The sequence below is a fragment of the Oceanobacillus sp. M60 genome (assembly GCF_053839645.1).
This window is the reverse complement of record NZ_JBSSNH010000001.1, coordinates 37343-56435: the sequence shown is the minus strand read 5'-3', so window position 1 is coordinate 56435 and position 19093 is coordinate 37343. Positions and strand designations below refer to the sequence as shown.

The window sequence follows — 19093 nt, the reverse complement described above, 5'->3', positions numbered from 1 at the left end:
ATTTAATTTTGAGGATAATTGCGAAGTGTTCTTATTATAGCATAAAGCCGGGCCCGTTTTATATTGTATTCATTTTTCACGAAATAAAAAGCTGGTTATGAAAAATTCACAACCAGCTCATTATTCTTATAAAATATTTGCCTGTCCTAATAGCCATAGAACAGCAATGATACCGACAATAATCCATAGCATATTTTTCCGGATAGCCTCTGGCATTTTCCGTTTTTTATTCCATCGATCCGGATCAAATTGCGGGCCGTCGTCATCATCTGCATACTTTCTTTTTCGCGGTCGGTTGCGCGACCAGGGGGAATAACTCTTTACGCCGGCTAAGAGAAGCGGAGCGTAGGTAAAACCGCTGAAAAAACCAAATAAATGTCCCAATATGCTAATGCCGCTTCGTAAAAATGTCATGGCCAACGCAATGGCTACAATGACACCAATGATTTGACTGCTGGATTGATCGATTAAATCTTTTCGGAAAAAGACCATATAAACATAGATTCCGAACAAACCGAAGATTGCTCCGGATGCGCCTAAATGAGCATAGGCAGGAGATTCAATAAAGTAAATAACAATATTTGCTGTCACAGCAGTGCCGATATAGGCTAAAATAAACTTGAATTTACCGAGCATTTGTTCAAGTGCAGGACCGAACAGCACGAGGGAAAAGGAATTAAACAGCATGTGCATGGCCCCGGCATGAAGAAAAATAGGGGTGAATAATCTCCACCATTCTCCTTCTCCAATCCAATAGTTGATTCCCACCCCATAATCTCTTATGTAAGTGCCAATTTGTAAATTTAAAAAATCAATAATAAACCACAGAAATATATTGATCCCGACAATGATGGTTACCACGGGATATAATTCAAAGAATTCTCTGATGCTCCGTTCTGTCCTAATAAACATATTGTGCCTCCCATAGCCAATGCTTTTAAATGAAATAAGTTGTCCTATATACTATAATAATAAGAAATAATACAGATTATGACCATTATAAAGGTGTTACTATAAATAGAAAAATTTTAGGAGCAGTGACCATGATACTTGGAATCGGTGTGGATATCGTTGAATTAGCAAGAATCAAACGATTACTTGAAAAAAATAATCGTTTTTTAGAACGTGTATTAACCAGCACAGAGATGGAACAAGCAGGGCAGTTAGCTCTTCATCGGCGCGTGGAGTATGCAGCAGGGCGTTTTGCTGCAAAGGAAGCTCTGGCTAAAGCAAATGGAACTGGGATTGGAAAACTGAGCTTTCAACAAATCGAAATTAGAAATCATGCCAATGGAGCGCCGGAAATGCAGGCAGAGGGGATGGAGGATATATCTATCCACGTGTCTATATCTCACAGCAGAGAGTATGCAGTAGCACAGGTTTTATTAGAAGAGAGATAGGATAAAGTAAAATGACAGCATTCTAAAAATGCATAATCGCATAGTTTGTCTCATATATTTTATTGCGGTAGGAGGGAACGAATTTGTATATTGTTACCGCGGAAGAAATGTACAAGATTGACCGAGAAACTATTCAAACGATGGGCCTTGATGGAAAGATACTCATGGAGAATGCAGGGAGAGAAGCGAGCAGAGAAATAAAAAAGCGGATAACTAAAGAAGATAAGACAGTTATTTTAATTGGCGGCGGAAATAATGGCGGAGACGGTTTTGTCATTGCCCGTGTGCTTGAAGAAGCAGGTTACGCTATCAAGGTGATCCAGGTTGCGCCGGACGAGAAAATTACAGGTGATGCAGCTCGCCATAAGAAGATTTATCGTCAATTTGGCGGCCAGGTGGCGGATTATAATGAAGGGACGGCAGATACAGTTCTTTCAGAGGCTGATGTGATTATTGATGCGATGCTTGGAATCGGTGTGCGCGGCGGATTAAGAGGCGATATCTTAACTGTAACGAGACAGGTGAATAAACAAGATGCGTATGTGATTTCCATCGATATACCAACTGGGCTGCCGGCAGAGGAAGGCTTCGCGGATTTTCAGGCTATTGAAGCAGATGCAACGATTATGATAGGAGCAGTAAAACAATCGGCTGTCTGTCAGCAAACGTCTTCCTATTATGGTGAATGGATTGTAGCGGATATTGGTTTTCCTGAAAAATTATTCCAAGCGCACACAAAAAAACGCTTGTGGACAACAGCAGATTTTCAGGAAGCTTTTCCAAAGCGGGGCGTCAATTCTCATAAAGGAGATCATGGAAAAGGGCTGATTATTGGTGGAAGTGAGCCGATGCCGGGATCCGTTCTGATGACAACAAAAGCAGCCTTGCGGACTGGAGCAGGGTTATTAACAACGGCTTCTGTGAAAAATGTAATTTCCATGATTGCTGGAAATAATCCGGAGGCTATGTATATTGGCGCATCCGAAACAGATGGCTGTATCACGGGAATCGATAACATTGACTTGTCTGGTTTTGATGCGATTGCTGTTGGCGTTGGTCTGGGCAGAAAAGAAGAAACGGCCAAAGGCATTTTTCCGGCATTGCTCAAGTATAAAGGACCAATCGTTATCGATGCAGATGGTCTTTTTCATCTGAGAGCCTATGCAGCAGATTTTAAGTTAAGACAGGCTCCACTGATTTTAACACCTCACCCAGGTGAACTTGCTGCTTTAATGGATATATCTGTCTCTGACTTACTTATGGAGCCTTTCCGGCATAGTTCTGAATTTGCCAAGCGTTTGAACTGCTACCTTGTGCTGAAAGGAAAGCATACTATTATTACAAATCCGGACGGACACCAGACCGTGGAATCAAGCGGGAACCCTGGACTTGCTAAGGGTGGAAGCGGAGATGTACTGACCGGAATGATTTTAGCAATGGTGATGCAGAGCAAATCGATTTTTGCAGGGATAAATAATGCTTGCTTCTTGCACGGAAAATCTGCAGACTTACTAGTCCAAGCAGAACACTCGGAACAGGATTTGCTGGCGGGGGATGTGATTCAAGGCATTCCAAAGGCAATCCGTACATTTTCTTCATAAAACGGTGTGACGTACTGTTAACAAATCGTTCCCTTTGTTAAATGAGACAAGGGAGATATGCTGATGATAAATAGACGTTTTTTCAGTGTCGTTTTACTATTAGGTGCATTGAGTCTGGTGCTGGCAGCATGTGGAGAAAAAACGCAGGAAGATGTTGTGGAGGAATTGCAGGAGACAGTTGCCGATCTAGAGGGGTATAAAGCCACTGCGGATATGACGATGAATACAGGAGAGCAGGAACAAACATTTTTGATTGATATATGGTATCAGGCTGATGATCAATATCGTGTGAAGCTGGAAAATGAAGCTGAGCAGAATGAAAGTCAAGTCATTTTGAAAAATATGGATGGTGTTTTTGTATTAACGCCAGCTTTGGAAAAAAGTTTCAAATTCCAATCGGATTGGCCAGAGAATAGCAGTCAGCCATATTTGCTTCAATCACTGGTCAATGATGTATTAAACGATCCAGAAGCGCAATTTGAAACAACGGAAGACCATTATATTTTCCGGACGAAAACAAATTATCAAAGCAACAATAATTTACCGGCTCAAGAAATTTACTTTGACAAATCCAGTTATACACCAGCAATGGTTAATGTGTTAAATCAAGACGGGGAACCGCTGGTTAATGTCACTTTTCATGGTTTTGATTTAGATGCAACATTTGCAGAAGGTGATTTTACGATGGAGAAGAACATGGAGCAGGAAACAGATGAGGAAAGTGCTGGTGCAGAAGAGGGAGCAGCTGTAGAAACAGCTGCGCAGGAAGTACGGGAGTTGTATCCTACGTTTACAGCTGGAGCAGAAATGGCGGATAAGCAAGAGGTTCCCCTGGAGGATGGAGAGCGAATTATTACAACCTTTGAGGGAGAGAAAAACTTTACACTTGTTCAGGAAATCAGAGAAACAGCTCCAGTGAGCTCAGCTCCAGAAGTAGTCAATGGAGATATTGTGAATCTGGGAGCTACTGTTGCTGGGTTGGAAGATAATGTTTTAAAATGGAGTTATCAGGGTGTTGATTATCAATTGGCAAGTACAGAGCTGACGAAGGAAGAAATGATTGAAGTAGCACAATCTGTCCAAGGACAGTTAACAAAATGATACGGTTAATACAAAAGCAGGCTCTCTGAAAACGGAGTCTGCTTTTGTATGTCCCATTTCCAGTTTAGAGGTATGATTTTAACATATTGGCATATAATTAATAGACAGGTATTTATTTCGTTGCATAAATCAGCTAAAGGATAAAAATCGAATGAAAAATTCAAGGCTTGGTGAACGTTCTTTCATTTTTGAACATAAAATGAAAATTTAATGAAGAAAAATATTGTTTAACGGAGTATTTTCCTCAGCGGCAGTCAGGAAGCCGGGAGGAAAGCAGCGTAAGGGAAAAACGCTCATTTTTAACACTTCAAATAATATAGATACCACAAAATTTAAGGTTTAAAACGACAAATTTACATGATTTTTTTACAAATTCGCCATAACCCCTTTGCAAAAGTATGTTCACAATGCTATCATAATATTAAATTGAATAACGAACGTTAATTGTTGGCGGGGGTGCTTGGTTTTGGCTGAAAATAAAGAAGAAATTTTAGTGAAAATACCGAAAAATTTGCTGAGTGAGGTGGATGGATTAATGAAATATGAGAATAGCTCTGACTTAAGTGATTTCATTTGTGAAGCAACTCAAATTTATTTAAACCATAAAAAAGAAGAACACCTCCAGCGTTTTCATGAAACGATGCAGCGCGGATATGAGGAAATGGCAAGAATTAATCTAACGATTGCTTCAGAGGCTTTTCAAGCTGAAGAAGAGGCTGAAATTACTCTAGAGCGCTCTGTGATCGGGGTGTAACACTTGTGATCGTTCAAAGAGGCGAGGTTTATTTTGCTGACTTATCCCCTGTGGTTGGCTCAGAGCAGGGCGGTGTGAGACCGGTTCTTATTCTCCAGAATGATATAGGTAACCGATTTAGTCCGACTGTGATTGTGGCGGCCATTACCGCGCAAATTCAGAAGGCTAAGTTGCCAACGCATGTAGAGATTGATGCAAAACGTTATGGGTTTGACCGGAATTCAGTTATTCTGCTGGAACAAATTCGCACGTTAGATAAGCAGCGGTTAACGGATAAAATTACAAAATTAGATAAAGAAATGATGGAAAAAATCAATCAATCATTAGAAATAAGCCTTGGCTTACGAGATGTCTACAGTAATAATTAATACTTTTCTGATGCGTAAAAAGACTGTCCTTATATTAGGGCGGTCTTTTTTAATGAAGTTTCATTGGAGAAAGAAAGGAAAGCATATAAAAAGTTGGAGGAGGAAGCTCTAACGGGTTCCATAGGGTGAATAATCTCAAGTCTCAAAAAAATACTCCGTTTTCCATAGATCCCGAGCTCCTCTCCTTTAAAGAAGACTTAGCGACAGGCGTAGACAGAGCTAAAGTCGCACTTATGCCCAGAGGATAAAATAGAAGTTCGTTTTTTCTGCAGGGATTTATTTGATAAAAGCAGATAGTAATAAGACCGTTGTAACAGACATCTCCTTGGCAAGAATACCGATGTTTTAAGAAATTATTCTCCTTCGTTAAAAGATATAGTAAAATGAAAAGGAATGAAGGTGGAGGTTGATAACGATGGATACAATCATTTTTGATATGGATGATACATTATATGACCAGGCTGCGACATTTCGAAAAACATGTAAAAAAATGTTGAACGTGGCTTTGTCGGAAGCGGAGTTAAATCATCTTTATCTATTAAGTCGCAAACATAGCGATGCGCTATTTGATGATCAGGTAGCAGGTAAAATTACAATGGAAGAAATGCATATCCGGCGAATCAAAGATGCTTGCGCAGAAATAGGAATACAGATAACAGCAGAGCAGGCTTTAGAATTTCAGGACAGCTACGTCCAAGAACAAGGAAAAATAGAGTTATTTGATGAAGTGGTGGAGCTCCTGGATTATCTTTCAGCGAGTCAGAAGCAATTAGCTGTAATGACAAATGGTGCGGAAGGACATCAGGCAATGAAAATCAAACAGTTAAAGCTGAACAAGTGGATTCCGGAAGAGCGTTTATTTATTTCTGAAACAATAGGGCATGCGAAACCATCCACAGCAGCGTTTCAATTCATGGAGGACAAGCTGGGTTTAAAGAAAGAAAATACAGTGTATGTCGGCGACTCCTTTGCTAATGATATTGTCGGTGCCAAACAGGCAGGCTGGCATGCCGTCTGGATGAACCATCGACAGAGGGAAGAACCGGAAGGAAGAATAAAAGCAGATAAAACAGTAACCAGTGCAGCAGAGCTATATACATTTTTTCGGGAAGAGACGCTAAGCACATAATGGATTAGGTTAATGAAAGTAATTTCATCATATAGAGCCTTGAGGGATTCCTCAAGGCTCTTTTTGTGTAAACTCAAGGGAAGTATTCCGGTAAAGGATACTGCTTCAAAGTGAATATTGAAATTTTCTATATAATGATATGCCAAACTTCTTGATTCTGATTATCGGTCTTTTTGGACACGAAGAATAAGTCCTTACATAAATTATTTATAATAATACCTATTGTAGTGAGAGGAATAGGATGATATACTAATATTCAATTTATAAATCTTTGTAAAATACTCGGGATACTCAAATATAAGTGAGAAAAGAACGCTGCAACTATGGAAAATAGTAAACTATTCAGCAAAAAAATAGGTTTTTCTAAAATGAAAATTTAAAAAACTCAAAATATCTGTTAGGTGATGGATAGAAGGGAAGAGAGAACTAAGAAAGCTTAAAAATTACGAGGGAAGGATTTTTTTCGTCGTGAATATGCATATGATGTGCTCAGTAGAAATTTTGGCGTTAATATTTCTTCCAATCGTAATAAAAAAGAAACGGCAAATCGGGAAGGCTGATTAGAAGTATATTGGTTTCGTAGGGTTATGCTGTATAAAGGAAGGAGAATATTTGTGAGTACAATTGTTGTTATATCAGGAAGTCCTTCAACATTATCCAGATCAGAACGCGTTCTTTATTATTTAGGTGAATTGGCGGAGCAGCAAGGGTTTCGTGTAAAGCATATATCCGTCAGAGATGTAGAAGCAGAAGATTTGCTGTATGCGAACTTCCAAAGTCCGAAAATCAAAGAGATTGCCGGGGATTTGGAAGCGGCAGACGGGGTCATCGTCGGGAGTCCTGTCTATAAAGCCTCCTATTCAGGCATCCTAAAGTCATTATTTGATTTAATGCCCCAGGATGTTTTACGGGGGACGGTTTCACTGCCTGTTATGACAGGGGGAAGCCTCTCGCATTTATTAGCATTGGATTATGCCTTAAAGCCGCTGCTTGCTACGTTAAAAAGCCAACCCTTAAAAGGGTTATATTTTCAGGATAGTGAAGTTGATAAAACCAAGGATAATCCAATCCTGGATGAAGCCATGATTACTCGGACACATAAACAATTGGATTATTTCCTGGGGAATTTAAAACGAAAAGAATTTGTTTAACTGGTTCTTTTTTCAATACATAAAAGGGTCTGCAGCTAAGCAGGCCTTTTTTTAATGAGGGAGCTTTTGTCAATAAAATGAGAAAATAATAGAAGCATGTATGCGGGGGAGTGGATAGTGTAACTTGAAAAAATGCTGTGTTTATTTGATATATGGTACAATTGAGGTAAAATGGGAATAGTAGTTTCTGTATACTTAGAAGAGGCTGATACAAAAGTATTTTGACTGGAGTTTTGTAGAAGTTTGTATTAATATGGAAAAATGTTTAGAATTTGGAGGTATCAGGGGATGGATGCAAATCTGAAAGAATTAATGATCAGTAATAGTGATTCTATTGTTGATAGTTGGATGGATGAAGTAGGGAGAATAAAATCAGGGAATTATACAGCGAGTATATCTGATGAACTCTATGAGAATACCAACCGCGAATTTGTGAATGTTATTTTTACAAGTATCCAAAATCAGGGGTCTTCGAAAGTAGTAGAAGAGTTTTCGGAGAAAATGATCAACCTTGGCTGGCCGCTCAGTTATATAACCGATGGGCTGCAGGTTTTTCGTCGTGTTACCATTGAATTTTTACTGAAGCAAGCAGACCAAGTAGATTCCAGTCATTTTTCAAATGTCTTAACAAGCGTAGATGAATGGATAGAACCATTGATTCGACAGCTCGTCAATGAGTATTCAGGAAGCTGGGAAAATATTTTATCTTTACAGCGGGTAGCTTTACAGGAACTATCCGCACCGTTGATCCCTGTTATGGAAGGGATAACCGTCATGCCGTTGATTGGAACCATTGATACGGACAGAGCGAAATTGATTATGGAGAATTTACTGGAGGGGGCAATCAAGCATAACTCCGAAGTTGTCTTAATAGATATTACGGGTGTTCCTGTTGTGGACACCATGGTAGCACATCATATTATTCAGGCAGCGGAAGCGGTCAGACTGATTGGATCTACATGTATTCTTGTAGGCATCCGTCCGGAAATTGCTCAAACGATTATAAATATAGGGATTGATTTAAGTAAATTCCCTACCAGAAGCTCTTTGAAAAAAGGTTTTACCAGAGCGCTTGAAATAACTGGAAGAACTGTTGTGGATTTGCCTTCTAAAAACCAAGGCATTGATGAAATAATGAATGCTCTTAAGGGGGAATAGAGAAAATGCGGATACCTATTTTAAAGTTGCACAATTATTTGCTGATTTCTATTCAGACGGAGATTGATGATCAAACGGCTATTAAATTTCAGGAAGATTTATTAGCAAAAATTCATAAAACAGGTGCAACAGGTGTTGTGATTGATTTGACATCTGTTGATATCATTGATTCTTTTATTGCAAAAGTACTTGGTGATGTTGTGTCCATGTCGGATTTAATGGGGGCGCGTGTTGTATTAACTGGAATTCAGCCAGCTGTTGCAATGACATTAATTGACTTGGGAATACACTTGCAAAATGTCCCGACAGCATTAGATTTAGAACAAGGTTTAGTGAAGTTACATCAGGAATTGGGAGGTTAATATATGAACCCAAGATCCTGTGTCAACATTCATAAAGAGTGGGATATTGTTGGAGCAAGACAGCTCGGACGGGAAATGGCAAAAGAAATTGGCTTTGGAACCGTTGATCAGGCAAGGATTGCTACCGCAGTATCTGAATTAGCTCGCAATATTTATTTATATGCTAAAAATGGACAGGTTTGTTTTGAGTACATTTATACGAACAGTCAAAAAGGAATCTTAATGACAGCTGTGGACACTGGTCCAGGAATAAAAGATATAAGCCGTGTCATGCAAGATGGCTATACGACCTCTGGAGGGCTTGGTGCTGGACTGCCCGGGGTAAAACGCTTGATGGATGAATTTGATATAGAATCCGCAGCGGGGGAAGGAACTAAAATCAAAGCGATTAAATGGATCAGATAATATAATCCTTTTATTTTAGCACCCTTCCTTATTTTATCCAGTACATGCCATTGGTAATCCAGGTGAGAAAAAAAGAAAGAGAAAACAGTTGTGTTTAAAAATCACGAAACACCGGTTTACCAGCTCGGGGAAAGCCTTAAAAAAGAATAAAAGGTTCTTTGAAATAAGGGGGGAGGAACCACAGTGGAAGAAACGATCAGAAAAAATACTGTAAAATACCAGAAATTATTACAAAAATATATTGAAACACAAGATGAGAAATCATTGTATGACCTTGAATTAATCAGCAAAGCTTTTATTAAAAAGAATATCTTGCCGGAAGAATTAATCAATTTGCATATTCAGGCAATGGAGCGGATTTATCCTCAATTATTGGAGGAATATAAGCTGTCGATGGAATTTTTATTAGAAGCTACGGTTTTCTATGGATTGGCATTGCAGGAAGTTGATTATTTAAGACAGGAAAAAGATGTGCTGACTTCTGAAATTTCTGTTGCGGCGAATATGCAAAAGACCTTGCTTGGAACGCAAAGGCCGGAAGTAAGCGGATTAGATATCGGCGTAATTAGTGTTCCTGCTCATCAGATGAACGGAGATTATCATCATTTCACCAAAGGAAGCAATGGGACAATCGGGATTGCCATTGCGGATGTCGTTGGAAAAGGAATACCGGCAGCACTGTGTATGTCGATGATCAAATATGCAATGGACAGTTATCCAGAAGCGACAATGTCACCAAATAAAGTATTAGAAAACCTGAATCGTGTAGTAGAAAGAAATATTGATCCCAGTATGTTTATTACGATGTGTTATGCACATTATTTGCCGGCGGAAAGTAAATTAAGATTATCTTCCGCAGGGCATGAGCCGGGATATATTTTCCGTGCAGAAACGGAAGAATTTGAAGAGGTTCGTGCGAAAGGGATTGTACTCGGCGTGATGCCGGATGCTACTTATCGGGAATATGAATTAGCAATTCAGAAGGATGACCTGATTATCTTTCTGACAGATGGTGTTTCCGAGTGCAGAGACGGCGACCGGTTTATTGAAACAGAAGAATTGTTGGAAGTCATCCGAAAATATATTGATTTACCGGCACAGGAGCTGGTAGAAAATGTGTATCAGTATTTTGAAAAACTGCAGGATTTTCAATTGAGAGATGATTTTACATTAATTGTTCTTCGTAAAGAGGTTTAAAGAAATAAATGCAGGGAATACAATATAATAGTTTATTCTAGTTAAATAAATTTCGTTTCAAATGTTATAGAGAAAATGAATTTATAATGTATAGTCATCTAATCTTATATCTGGATGGCAGAGGGGGTTATTATGAATTTATCAGTAAACGTACAAGAAGACAGCAATGTAAAAGTTTTAGAAGTGAGCGGAGAGATTGATGCATACACAGCTCCGGAGCTGAAAGAAACATTAATGCCGCTGATGAGAGAGAGCGGCAATGAAATCGAAGTAGATTTAGAAAATGTGCAGTATATGGACAGTACCGGTTTAGGAGTGTTTGTCAGCGCTTTGAAAGCCTCTAAGGAAAGCGGAAGCCATTATACGTTGAAAAATGTGCAGGATCGGGTTTTTCGTATTTTTGAGATTACCGGACTTAGTGAGATTATAGAGATCAAAGCAGCGATTCGAGGTGGCAATGAGTGATGGAAGCATTTGATTATATAGAGATGAAAGTACCGGCGAAAGCGGAGTATATTGGAGTAATGCGTCTGACTCTATCGGGGGTTGCCAACCGGATGGGCTTTTCCTATGATGCGATTGAAGATTTAAAAGTAGCTATCTCTGAAGCAGTTACAAATGCTGTAGAGCATGCTTATGAAGAAAAAGAATCTGGTGAAATTACAGTTGGCTTCGGCCTGTATGAAGACCGGATGGAAATTATGGTAGCTGATCGCGGAGGAAGCTTTGATTTAGAAGAAGTAAAGAACGGTACAGGGCCATATCAATCCGATGAACCTGTTGAAAAAATCCGGGAAGGAGGGTTTGGCCTATTCCTGATTGAAGCACTCATGGACGAAGTAAAAATCAACAATAAATATGGCGTAATGGTTATTATGACTAAATACAATAGAGAAGAAGAGGTGGACATGGATGACGACCAAATCTCAACCATTCAATAGAGGGGGAGATGAGGTTTACCAATGGATAAGTACACTTCAGGAAGATCCAACAAATGAAGAATTACAGGAAAAGATTGTTTTAACTTATCAGAATCTCGTTGGATCTATTGCCAGGAAGTACTCCAAAAATAGCGCTATTCATGAAGACCTTGTACAAGTCGGCATGATTGGATTGCTTGGGGCAATTAAGAGGTACGATCCGTCATATGGTAAGTCGTTTGAGTCTTTCGCTATTCCAACCATTATTGGTGAAATAAAGCGATTTATACGAGATAAGACATGGAGTGTCCATGTGCCTCGTCGTATTAAAGAATTGGGACCAAAAATCCGCAAAAGTGCTGATGAACTAACGACTAAAAATCAAAAATCTCCTACCATACAAGAAATTGCAGAACACATTGGTGTACCGGAAGAAGAAGTTTTAGAAACAATGGAAATGAGTAAAAGCTATAAAGCTTTATCAGTTGACCATAAAATTGAAGCTGATTCAGACGGCAGCACTGTTGCTATATTGGACTTAATTGGTAACGAAGACAATAGTCTTAAAAACTTGGAGCAAAAAATGATTCTTGAAAAAGTTCTTCCTGTTTTATCAGAACGGGAGCAGCTTATTTTAGAATGCACCTATTTTAAAAACATGAGCCAGAAAGAAACAGGTGAAATGCTGGGTATTTCTCAAATGCATGTGTCACGGCTTCAAAGACGAGCACTCCGTAAATTGCGAGAAACAATGCAAACAGAAAGTACGGAGGTATTCGATTGATTTCCGGTAAATATGTCGATGTTTCCGTCTATCAACAATCTAAAAAGGGTAATCATTTATGTGGAGACAGTTACTTTTTTATAGAAGAAGACCATATGTTTCTAGGAGTGCTCGCGGATGGTCTTGGAAGCGGGGCAATTGCAAAAGAATCCTCACAGGCAGTAATCGATATTGTGAAGGAGCATAAATTTAAAACAGTAAAAGAAATTGTTGATTTATGCAATAAAAAATTGCTTGGCATGCGTGGTGCAGTGATGGGGATTTTAAAATTAGACTTCATCGATCAGACCTTTACTTTTTCCTCCATTGGAAATATAGGGATTATTATTTTGGAGCGAGGCTGTAAGAAAAAGCGAAATATTCCAAGCTCTGGATATTTGGGATCTCGTTACCGAGGCGTAAAGGCTATGACGGAAAAATTAACCGATGGAACAAATTTCATTGTATTTTCAGACGGCGTAAAAGATAAAGAGTTATCTGCGTATTATTTTAAAGACTACAATGTAGAGCAGATTACGGATACTTATGCGCAGCATAGTGACGGTACCAGGCAGGATGATACAACGTTACTGGCAATTAGATACAAAGGAGAAAAAGGTTGATTTATAATCACAATAACATGAACATGGATTCATTTATTATTGATTATAAATCAATCTTTTTTGTTGTGTCAGAAAGCATTGACACGTTTAATTTGATACAATAGAACGTAGAGTAAGGAGGAGAAGCAACAGTGAGTGCAGATGAAAAATTAATTGCAATCGTATCAAAAGATACCAATATTCAAGGAAACACTGTTTCGAAAGTGATTTCTCTTTTAAATGAAGGGAATACCGTTCCGTTTATTGCAAGATATCGAAAAGAAGCCACAGGCGGATTGGATGAAGTAAAAATAAAAGAGATACAGGATAGGTGGACATATGTCCTTAACCTGTCTGAACGAAAACAAGAAGTACTTCGTATCATTGAAGAACAAGGTAAGCTGACAGATGAATTAAGAAACGACATTGAAAAAGCGACGCAGCTTCAAAAAGTAGAAGATCTGTATCGCCCTTATAAACAAAAACGCCGTACAAGAGCTACTATCGCAAAGGAAAAAGGATTAGAGCCATTTGCCCAAGCTATTTGGGAGCAGAGCGAATCACTTGAGTTAGAACAGGAAGCCACACAATATTTCTCTGAAGAGCATGAGCTAAGCACCGTAGAAGAGGTACTTCAGGGAGTAAATGATATCATTGCAGAATGGATTTCTGATGAACCCGCTTACCGTGAATTTATTCGCAATGCCACGATGAAGCAAGGAACCATCCAATCTGAAGAGAAAAATAAAGCAGCAGATGAAAAACAGATTTTTGAGATGTATTATGAATATAGTGAAACGGTTCGCTCATTAGTTTCCCATCGTATTCTTGCACTTAACCGCGGAGAAAAAGAGGGGATTTTAAAAGTACAGGTAGAACCGCCTGTTGATAAAATAATTGCCTATTTAGAGAAAAAGGTAATTAAAAAAACGTGCCCGCAGCATATGAAGGAATTATTAACAGCAGCTGTAGAGGATAGCTATAAAAGGTTGATTGAACCCTCCATGGAACGAGAAATCCGCAGTGCACTTACAGAAAAAGCGGAAGCACAGGCGATTGAAGTTTTCTCCGTAAATTTAAGGAATCTATTACTTCAGCCGCCATTAAAAGGGAAAGTCATTTTAGGAGTGGATCCGGCTTTCCGTACTGGCTGTAAGCTTGCGATTGTGGATGAAACCGGGAAGGTCCATCAAATCCATGTGATTTATCCGACTGCTCCAAAGAAAGATGTGAAGGGCGCAGAGAAGGTGGTTATCAGCTTAATAAATCAATTTAATGTAGAGCTGGTTGCGATTGGAAATGGTACAGCATCACGGGAAACAGAGCAATTTATTTCAGATGTATTAACAAATAACAAGCTGGATATTCCGTATATTATTGTAAATGAAGCAGGAGCAAGTGTGTACTCTGCCTCCGCTTTAGCAAGAGAGGAATTCCCTGATCTACAAGTAGAGGAAAGAAGTGCTGTATCTATTGCAAGACGGGTACAGGATCCATTAGCGGAACTGGTGAAAATTGATCCGAAGTCCATCGGCGTTGGGCAATATCAGCATGATGTCAGTCAAAAAGAGCTGTCCAATTCGTTGACATTCGTTGTGGAAACAGCGGTTAACCAAGTCGGTGTTAATGTAAATACAGCTTCTTCCTCTCTTTTGCAGTACGTATCTGGTTTAAGTAAAACCGTTGCAAATAATGTGATCAAAAAACGGGAAGAGGAAGGGAAATTTACCAGCCGGAAGCAATTAAAGAAAATCCCGAGACTTGGGGCGAAAACATATGAGCAGGCGATCGGTTTCTTGAGAATTGTAGATGGGGATACACCGCTTGACCGTACTCCTATTCATCCGGAAAGCTATCCACATGTGAAAGCATTATTAAACAAGCTCAAGTTTGATGAACAAGCTCTGGGGACAGCGCCTTTGCAGCAAAAGATAGAAGGAATAGACAAGCAGGCTGTCGCGGAAGAATTAGAGATTGGACTGCCGACATTAGAAGATATTCTGGAGGCATTAAGCAAGCCGGAACGTGACTTGCGTGATGATTTTCCACAGCCGTTATTAAAGAAAAATGTCATGAATATGGAAGATTTAAAACCTGGCATGGAGCTTCAGGGAACGGTGCGAAATGTGGTTGATTTTGGAGTCTTTGTTGATATTGGTGTTAAACAGGACGGTCTTGTGCATATCTCTAAGATGTCCAAGCAGTTCGTCAAGCATCCCATGGATGTCGCTTCTGTTGGTGATGTAGTCACCGTCTGGGTCGATGATGTGAATGTCCAAAAAGGAAGAATTGCGCTTTCAATGATTCAATAATGTATAAATAAGATAAGGGAGCTTCCATGCTGGGAAGTTCCCTCTTTTTCAACCATAAAAAAAGACGCTCACCATTAGATAAGGAGAGGTCTTTTTTTATTTTTCTATTATTTTACAGATTCTTCGTTTGCAGCTTCCACTTCATCAAGAGAGATGCCAATTGCTTCTGCAACGCCTTTTCCGTATTCTGGATCAGCTTTATAGCAATTGTTGATGTGACGAAGTTTTACTGATTTTGTTGCTGGAGCAATATCATCCGCTGTATTTTGGAAAAGAGCTTGTTTTTGCTCATCAGACATTAAGCGGAATAGCTTACCTGGCTGTTCGTAGTAAAGCGCATCGTCCTCATCAAAATCAAAGTAATCAGCATCTACATCTGTACCCAGCTGTAATGCAGGCTCCTGATGCTCTTTGCTGTCTTCCCATTCTCCATATTGGTTCGGGCTGTAGCTGACTTGTCCGCCAGTGTAAGGGACAACACGCATTGCGCCGTCACGATGATATGGGTGGAAGTTTTTCGCGTTTTTCGGATAGTTAACAGGGATTTGCCAGTGGTTCACGCCTAAACGGTAGCGCTGTGCATCTCCATAAGAGAATAGACGGCCTTGCAACATTTTATCTGGAGAGAAACCAATGCCAGGAACAATGTTTGTAGGAGCAAATGCAGCCTGTTCTACTTCTTCATGATAGTTTTCCGGGTTTTTATTCAGTTCTAATTCGCCAACTTCGATAAGCGGGAATTCATCTTTGTACCATACTTTTGTTAAATCGAATGGATTGTAAGGCATATTTTTAGCTTCTTCTTCAGTCATAACCTGAATGTACATTTTCCATTTAGGGAAGTTTCCTTCTTCAATAGCAGTGTACAAATCACGTTGGTGACTTTCGCGGTCTTCACCGACAACTTTTGCAGCTTCTTCGTTTGTAAGGTTTTCGATACCTTGCTGTGTTCTGAAGTGGAATTTCACCCATACGCGCTCGTTATTTTCATTATATAAGCTGTATGCATGGCTTCCGAATAAGTGCATGTTGCGGTAAGATTTTGGAATCCCGCGATCAGACATAACAACAGTTACCTGATGAAGTGCTTCTGGTAAATTAGACCAGAAATCCCAGTTTGCATCAGCATTCTTCATATTTGTTTTTGGATCACGTTTTACAACATGGTTCAAATCTGGGAAACGTTTAGGGTCTCTCATAAAGAATACAGGCGTATTATTACCGACTAAGTCCCAGTTTCCTTCTTCTGTGTAGAATTTCATCGCAGTACCGCGGATATCGCGTTCTGCATCAGCAGCTCCGCGTTCACCAGCTACGGTAGAGAAACGGATAAACATGTCTGTTTTCTTCCCGACTTCAGAGAAGACTTTTGCTTTTGTATATTTAGTAATGTCGTTAGTAATCGTTAATGTTCCATAAGCTCCGGATCCTTTTGCGTGCATACGGCGCTCAGGAATTACTTCGCGATCAAAGTGTGCAAGCTTTTCAAGAAACCAAAAATCTTCCATTAATAATGGACCACGTTTACCGGCCGTTTTAGAATCATCATCATTTGGAACAGGAGCTCCAAATGCAGTGGTCATTTTTCTTTTTTCACTCATAGATAGTTTCCCTCCTATATATTAAATACAATTATTATAATAACATAATAAATAGTAGATTGCTATTAATATTCTTGTTTAATTTGAATGACATTTTTTTATTTTGATATAGAAGTCCTTCTTGACGGTGGGTATCGTATTTTTAAGCAAATGTTAGTAAAGTGTTGTTTTCTTTTAGAATAAAATAATATATTAGATAAGTGATTCTACTAATTCTCAATTAAGTTTTTTAAATGAGAATAAAACTCTTAGTATAACTGAAATATAAGATAGAGAATAGAAGTTCCGACAGCTTCTTTTTTATGTTAAAATGAGTTGTCATCAGTTAAACAATTTTTGGGAATTTCTGATGGCGTATAATAAAGAAGTATGTTTTGAATTGTCAGGAAGGTAAGAAGAACATTAAAATAATGAAGCTTTCTTTATATATTGGAGGTTGAAACAGATGGACCCAATGCCGGAGGAAGAATTGTACCAGTTAGTTAATCAGCTGTCAGAAGCTTTCTTTAATAAAACGTTTATGGACAAAGTACGATTTAACTCCCGTCTGCGGACAACTGGAGGGAGATATATCCCAAGTAAACGATTAATTGAATTGAATCCCAAATATGTACTGGAATCTGATAAGGAAGAGTTTCACGGGATTATTAAGCACGAGCTTTGTCATTACCATTTGCATATTGAAGGAAAAGGGTACCAGCATCGAGATAAAGATTTTAGAGAATTGCTTGCAAAAACGGGCTCTCCCCGTCATTGTAAACAGCTTCCTTCGAATCAGCAGCGCTACCAGCATATATATGAATGCCAAAAATGTAAAATGGTTTATAAAAGAGTAAGGAAAGTAGATGTATCCAGGTATCGATGTGGAAAATGCAGGGGGAGATTACATCTGATTTAATTTTTTTCAATTAAGTATTGACGAATAATATGATCCATGATAAATTAATGTAGCTGATATGAAATGACAGTTTTCATTCATTGCGAATGACCTGTTCAGCAGCTTTGTCGAATGGCTTGGATTTTTGAATAACTTTCTAAGCGAAAAAAACTTTTTAAGAAATTTAACAGTTTTTGTTGACAAAAAACAGGATATATTGTATGATATTTCTTGTTGTTGCGTAATTAGGATATTACATAGATAGTGACTGATTACTTTTATATTCCACAGTAGCTCAGTGGTAGAGCAATCGGCTGTTAACCGATCGGTCGTAGGTTCGAATCCTACCTGTGGAGCCATTATTTGGAGAAGTACTCAAGTGGCTGAAGAGGCGCCCCTGCTAAGGGTGTAGGTCGTGTAAGCGGCGCGAGGGTTCAAATCCCTCCTTCTCCGCCATTTTAATTTTCATAATGGCCCGTTGGTCAAGCGGTTAAGACACCGCCCTTTCACGGCGGTAACACGGGTTCGAATCCCGTACGGGTCATCTTTCTAAGAAATCAAAATAAATAATTGGTCCGGTAGTTCAGTTGGTTAGAATGCCTGCCTGTCACGCAGGAGGTCGCGGGTTCGAGTCCCGTCCGGACCGCCATTATAGTTGGGCCATAGCCAAGCGGTAAGGCATCGGGTTTTGATCCCGTGTACCCCAGGTTCGAATCCTGGTGGCCCAGCCATTTTCTTTTTAGAAGGAATACATGATAATACTATTACAGATAATAGTATTTTTTTATTGATAGGGACTATAAATAATGACCTGTCATATATAGGAGCCATTAGCTCAGTCGGTAGAGCATCTGACTTTTAATCAGAGGGTCGAAGGTTCGAATCCTTCATGGCTCACCATTTTTATCTTGCGGATGTGGCGGAATTGGCAGACGCGCTGGAATCAGGCTCCAGTGTCCGTTAAGGACGTGGGGGTTCGACTCCCTTCATCCGCACCATTTTTTTATATTATGCGGTCGTGGCGGAATGGCAGACGCGCCAGGTTGAGGGCCTGGTGGGTGAATAACCCGTGTGGGTTCAAATCCCACCGACCGCATCATATGTACAAACCAGTCATATCAAGGGTTGCAGACCTTTGATATTTTTTTATGCACTCATTTTTCTATATGAAATGGGTGTTTTTTTATATAGTTTTGACCAGTTTTTGACCATGTGAATAAATGGTAAAAATGAAACGTTCGGATTTAGAATAAATCATCTAATTTGTCAGCAGTTTCTCTTTGCTTACTAGAGAACAACTAAACATTAATTATCGTAGTAATGGATGAGCGCCCCAGGCGTTCTTTAAAGGTTACGTGTTCTTCGCTTTGAGGAACTAGTAAAGCAACGGGA

General features: G+C 39.3%; 19 protein-coding genes and 8 tRNA genes. 25 read left to right on the top strand and 2 right to left on the bottom strand.

Going from position 1 to position 19093, the window contains the following annotated elements; all coding sequences use genetic code 11:
* Nucleotides 1-126: 126 nt before the first annotated feature.
* Complete coding sequence (locus ACW0TQ_RS00335; RefSeq protein WP_042532408.1) at nt 127-912, bottom strand: rhomboid family intramembrane serine protease; 786 nt, start codon at nt 910-912, stop codon at nt 127-129.
* 131 nt (nt 913-1043) lie between these two features.
* On the opposite strand from ACW0TQ_RS00335, the gene acpS reads away from it, so the two are divergent.
* The 16 genes from acpS to ACW0TQ_RS00255 all read left to right on the top strand — a co-directional run bounded on the left by acpS (nt 1044) and on the right by ACW0TQ_RS00255 (nt 15223).
* Nucleotides 1044-1400, top strand: coding sequence for a holo-ACP synthase (gene acpS, locus ACW0TQ_RS00330; RefSeq protein ID WP_193064389.1), 357 nt, complete (start codon nt 1044-1046; stop codon nt 1398-1400).
* 83 nt (nt 1401-1483) lie between these two features.
* Nucleotides 1484-3001 (top strand): NAD(P)H-hydrate dehydratase, encoded by a 1518-nt coding sequence (locus ACW0TQ_RS00325; RefSeq protein WP_455725247.1) that lies wholly within the window; start codon nt 1484-1486, stop codon nt 2999-3001.
* 63 nt (nt 3002-3064) lie between these two features.
* On the top strand, nt 3065-4102 hold the full coding sequence (locus ACW0TQ_RS00320; RefSeq protein ID WP_455725246.1) for a LolA family protein: 1038 nt from the start codon (nt 3065-3067) through the stop codon (nt 4100-4102).
* 535 nt (nt 4103-4637) lie between these two features.
* The gene (locus ACW0TQ_RS00315; protein WP_374705761.1) at nt 4638-4856 is read left to right on the top strand and encodes an antitoxin; all 219 of its coding nucleotides are present in this window, start codon (nt 4638-4640) and stop codon (nt 4854-4856) included.
* A gap of 5 nt (nt 4857-4861) precedes the next feature.
* Nucleotides 4862-5224, top strand: coding sequence for a type II toxin-antitoxin system PemK/MazF family toxin (locus ACW0TQ_RS00310; RefSeq protein WP_042532419.1), 363 nt, complete (start codon nt 4862-4864; stop codon nt 5222-5224).
* A gap of 415 nt (nt 5225-5639) precedes the next feature.
* Nucleotides 5640-6353, top strand: coding sequence for an HAD family hydrolase (locus ACW0TQ_RS00305; RefSeq protein ID WP_042532423.1), 714 nt, complete (start codon nt 5640-5642; stop codon nt 6351-6353).
* Between the two features lie 614 nt (nt 6354-6967).
* On the top strand, nt 6968-7504 hold the full coding sequence (gene ssuE, locus ACW0TQ_RS00300; protein ID WP_042532425.1) for an NADPH-dependent FMN reductase: 537 nt from the start codon (nt 6968-6970) through the stop codon (nt 7502-7504).
* 288 nt (nt 7505-7792) lie between these two features.
* Nucleotides 7793-8662, top strand: a complete 870-nt coding sequence (locus tag ACW0TQ_RS00295; RefSeq protein ID WP_042532426.1) for an RsbT co-antagonist protein RsbRA — start codon at nt 7793-7795, stop codon at nt 8660-8662.
* A 5-nt stretch (nt 8663-8667) separates the two neighbouring features.
* Nucleotides 8668-9024: an STAS domain-containing protein gene (locus ACW0TQ_RS00290; RefSeq protein ID WP_042532428.1), complete on the top strand. Its 357-nt coding sequence runs from the start codon at nt 8668-8670 to the stop codon at nt 9022-9024.
* Nucleotides 9025-9027: 3 nt separating this feature from the next.
* Nucleotides 9028-9429 carry an anti-sigma regulatory factor gene (locus tag ACW0TQ_RS00285; protein WP_042532430.1) on the top strand — a complete coding sequence of 134 codons (402 nt, stop codon included), beginning with the start codon at nt 9028-9030 and terminating at the stop codon, nt 9427-9429.
* A gap of 183 nt (nt 9430-9612) precedes the next feature.
* Nucleotides 9613-10626 (top strand): PP2C family protein-serine/threonine phosphatase, encoded by a 1014-nt coding sequence (locus ACW0TQ_RS00280; RefSeq protein WP_193065074.1) that lies wholly within the window; start codon nt 9613-9615, stop codon nt 10624-10626.
* 132 nt (nt 10627-10758) lie between these two features.
* Complete coding sequence (locus ACW0TQ_RS00275) at nt 10759-11091, top strand: STAS domain-containing protein (protein WP_042532434.1); 333 nt, start codon at nt 10759-10761, stop codon at nt 11089-11091.
* Nucleotides 11091-11567, top strand: a complete 477-nt coding sequence (rsbW, locus tag ACW0TQ_RS00270) for an anti-sigma B factor RsbW (protein ID WP_042532436.1) — start codon at nt 11091-11093, stop codon at nt 11565-11567. Before ACW0TQ_RS00275 ends, rsbW begins: the two co-directional genes overlap by 1 nt.
* Nucleotides 11539-12330 carry an RNA polymerase sigma factor SigB gene (sigB, locus tag ACW0TQ_RS00265; protein WP_042532438.1) on the top strand — a complete coding sequence of 264 codons (792 nt, stop codon included), beginning with the start codon at nt 11539-11541 and terminating at the stop codon, nt 12328-12330. Before rsbW ends, sigB begins: the two co-directional genes overlap by 29 nt.
* Nucleotides 12327-12932, top strand: a complete 606-nt coding sequence (locus ACW0TQ_RS00260) for a PP2C family serine/threonine-protein phosphatase (RefSeq protein ID WP_042532440.1) — start codon at nt 12327-12329, stop codon at nt 12930-12932. The genes sigB and ACW0TQ_RS00260 overlap by 4 nt, the downstream gene beginning before the upstream one ends.
* A gap of 131 nt (nt 12933-13063) precedes the next feature.
* Nucleotides 13064-15223: a Tex family protein gene (locus ACW0TQ_RS00255; RefSeq protein ID WP_455725245.1), complete on the top strand. Its 2160-nt coding sequence runs from the start codon at nt 13064-13066 to the stop codon at nt 15221-15223.
* A 107-nt stretch (nt 15224-15330) separates the two neighbouring features.
* Here the strand turns inward: ACW0TQ_RS00255 and ACW0TQ_RS00250 are convergent, their stop codons facing one another.
* Nucleotides 15331-16824, bottom strand: a complete 1494-nt coding sequence (locus ACW0TQ_RS00250) for a catalase (RefSeq protein WP_042532443.1) — start codon at nt 16822-16824, stop codon at nt 15331-15333.
* 445 nt (nt 16825-17269) lie between these two features.
* Here ACW0TQ_RS00250 and ACW0TQ_RS00245 point away from each other — a divergent pair, with 445 nt between their 5' ends.
* From ACW0TQ_RS00245 to ACW0TQ_RS00205, 9 genes are all read left to right on the top strand, one after another.
* Nucleotides 17270-17722, top strand: coding sequence for a SprT family protein (locus ACW0TQ_RS00245; protein WP_042532445.1), 453 nt, complete (start codon nt 17270-17272; stop codon nt 17720-17722).
* A gap of 263 nt (nt 17723-17985) precedes the next feature.
* Nucleotides 17986-18060, top strand: a tRNA-Asn gene (locus ACW0TQ_RS00240).
* 6 nt (nt 18061-18066) lie between these two features.
* Nucleotides 18067-18157: transfer RNA gene (locus ACW0TQ_RS00235), tRNA-Ser, on the top strand.
* Between the two features lie 16 nt (nt 18158-18173).
* Nucleotides 18174-18245: transfer RNA gene (locus ACW0TQ_RS00230), tRNA-Glu, on the top strand.
* Nucleotides 18246-18273: 28 nt separating this feature from the next.
* Nucleotides 18274-18350 (top strand) — tRNA-Asp (locus ACW0TQ_RS00225).
* Between the two features lie 7 nt (nt 18351-18357).
* Nucleotides 18358-18432: transfer RNA gene (locus ACW0TQ_RS00220), tRNA-Gln, on the top strand.
* Between the two features lie 93 nt (nt 18433-18525).
* Nucleotides 18526-18601: transfer RNA gene (locus tag ACW0TQ_RS00215), tRNA-Lys, on the top strand.
* Nucleotides 18602-18611: 10 nt separating this feature from the next.
* A tRNA-Leu gene (locus ACW0TQ_RS00210) sits at nt 18612-18699 on the top strand.
* A gap of 14 nt (nt 18700-18713) precedes the next feature.
* Nucleotides 18714-18797: transfer RNA gene (locus tag ACW0TQ_RS00205), tRNA-Leu, on the top strand.
* The last annotated feature ends 296 nt before the right edge of the window (nt 18798-19093 follow it).

Excerpts from the sequence above, each read along its gene's own strand:
- ACW0TQ_RS00285 (WP_042532430.1), top strand. The coding sequence starts at position 9,028 with ATGAACCCAAGATCCTGTGTCAACATTCATAAAGAGTGGGATATTGTT.
- ACW0TQ_RS00250 (WP_042532443.1), bottom strand. The coding sequence starts at position 16,824 with ATGAGTGAAAAAAGAAAAATGACCACTGCATTTGGAGCTCCTGTTCCA.
- sigB (WP_042532438.1), top strand. The coding sequence starts at position 11,539 with ATGACGACCAAATCTCAACCATTCAATAGAGGGGGAGATGAGGTTTAC.
- ACW0TQ_RS00315 (WP_374705761.1), top strand. The coding sequence starts at position 4,638 with ATGAAATATGAGAATAGCTCTGACTTAAGTGATTTCATTTGTGAAGCA.
- ACW0TQ_RS00290 (WP_042532428.1), top strand. The coding sequence starts at position 8,668 with ATGCGGATACCTATTTTAAAGTTGCACAATTATTTGCTGATTTCTATT.
- rsbW (WP_042532436.1), top strand. The coding sequence starts at position 11,091 with ATGGAAGCATTTGATTATATAGAGATGAAAGTACCGGCGAAAGCGGAG.
- ACW0TQ_RS00275 (WP_042532434.1), top strand. The coding sequence starts at position 10,759 with ATGAATTTATCAGTAAACGTACAAGAAGACAGCAATGTAAAAGTTTTA.
- ACW0TQ_RS00305 (WP_042532423.1), top strand. The coding sequence starts at position 5,640 with ATGGATACAATCATTTTTGATATGGATGATACATTATATGACCAGGCT.
- ACW0TQ_RS00245 (WP_042532445.1), top strand. The coding sequence starts at position 17,270 with ATGGACCCAATGCCGGAGGAAGAATTGTACCAGTTAGTTAATCAGCTG.
- ACW0TQ_RS00295 (WP_042532426.1), top strand. The coding sequence starts at position 7,793 with ATGGATGCAAATCTGAAAGAATTAATGATCAGTAATAGTGATTCTATT.
- ACW0TQ_RS00335 (WP_042532408.1), bottom strand. The coding sequence starts at position 912 with ATGTTTATTAGGACAGAACGGAGCATCAGAGAATTCTTTGAATTATAT.
- acpS (WP_193064389.1), top strand. The coding sequence starts at position 1,044 with ATGATACTTGGAATCGGTGTGGATATCGTTGAATTAGCAAGAATCAAA.
- ACW0TQ_RS00320 (WP_455725246.1), top strand. The coding sequence starts at position 3,065 with ATGATAAATAGACGTTTTTTCAGTGTCGTTTTACTATTAGGTGCATTG.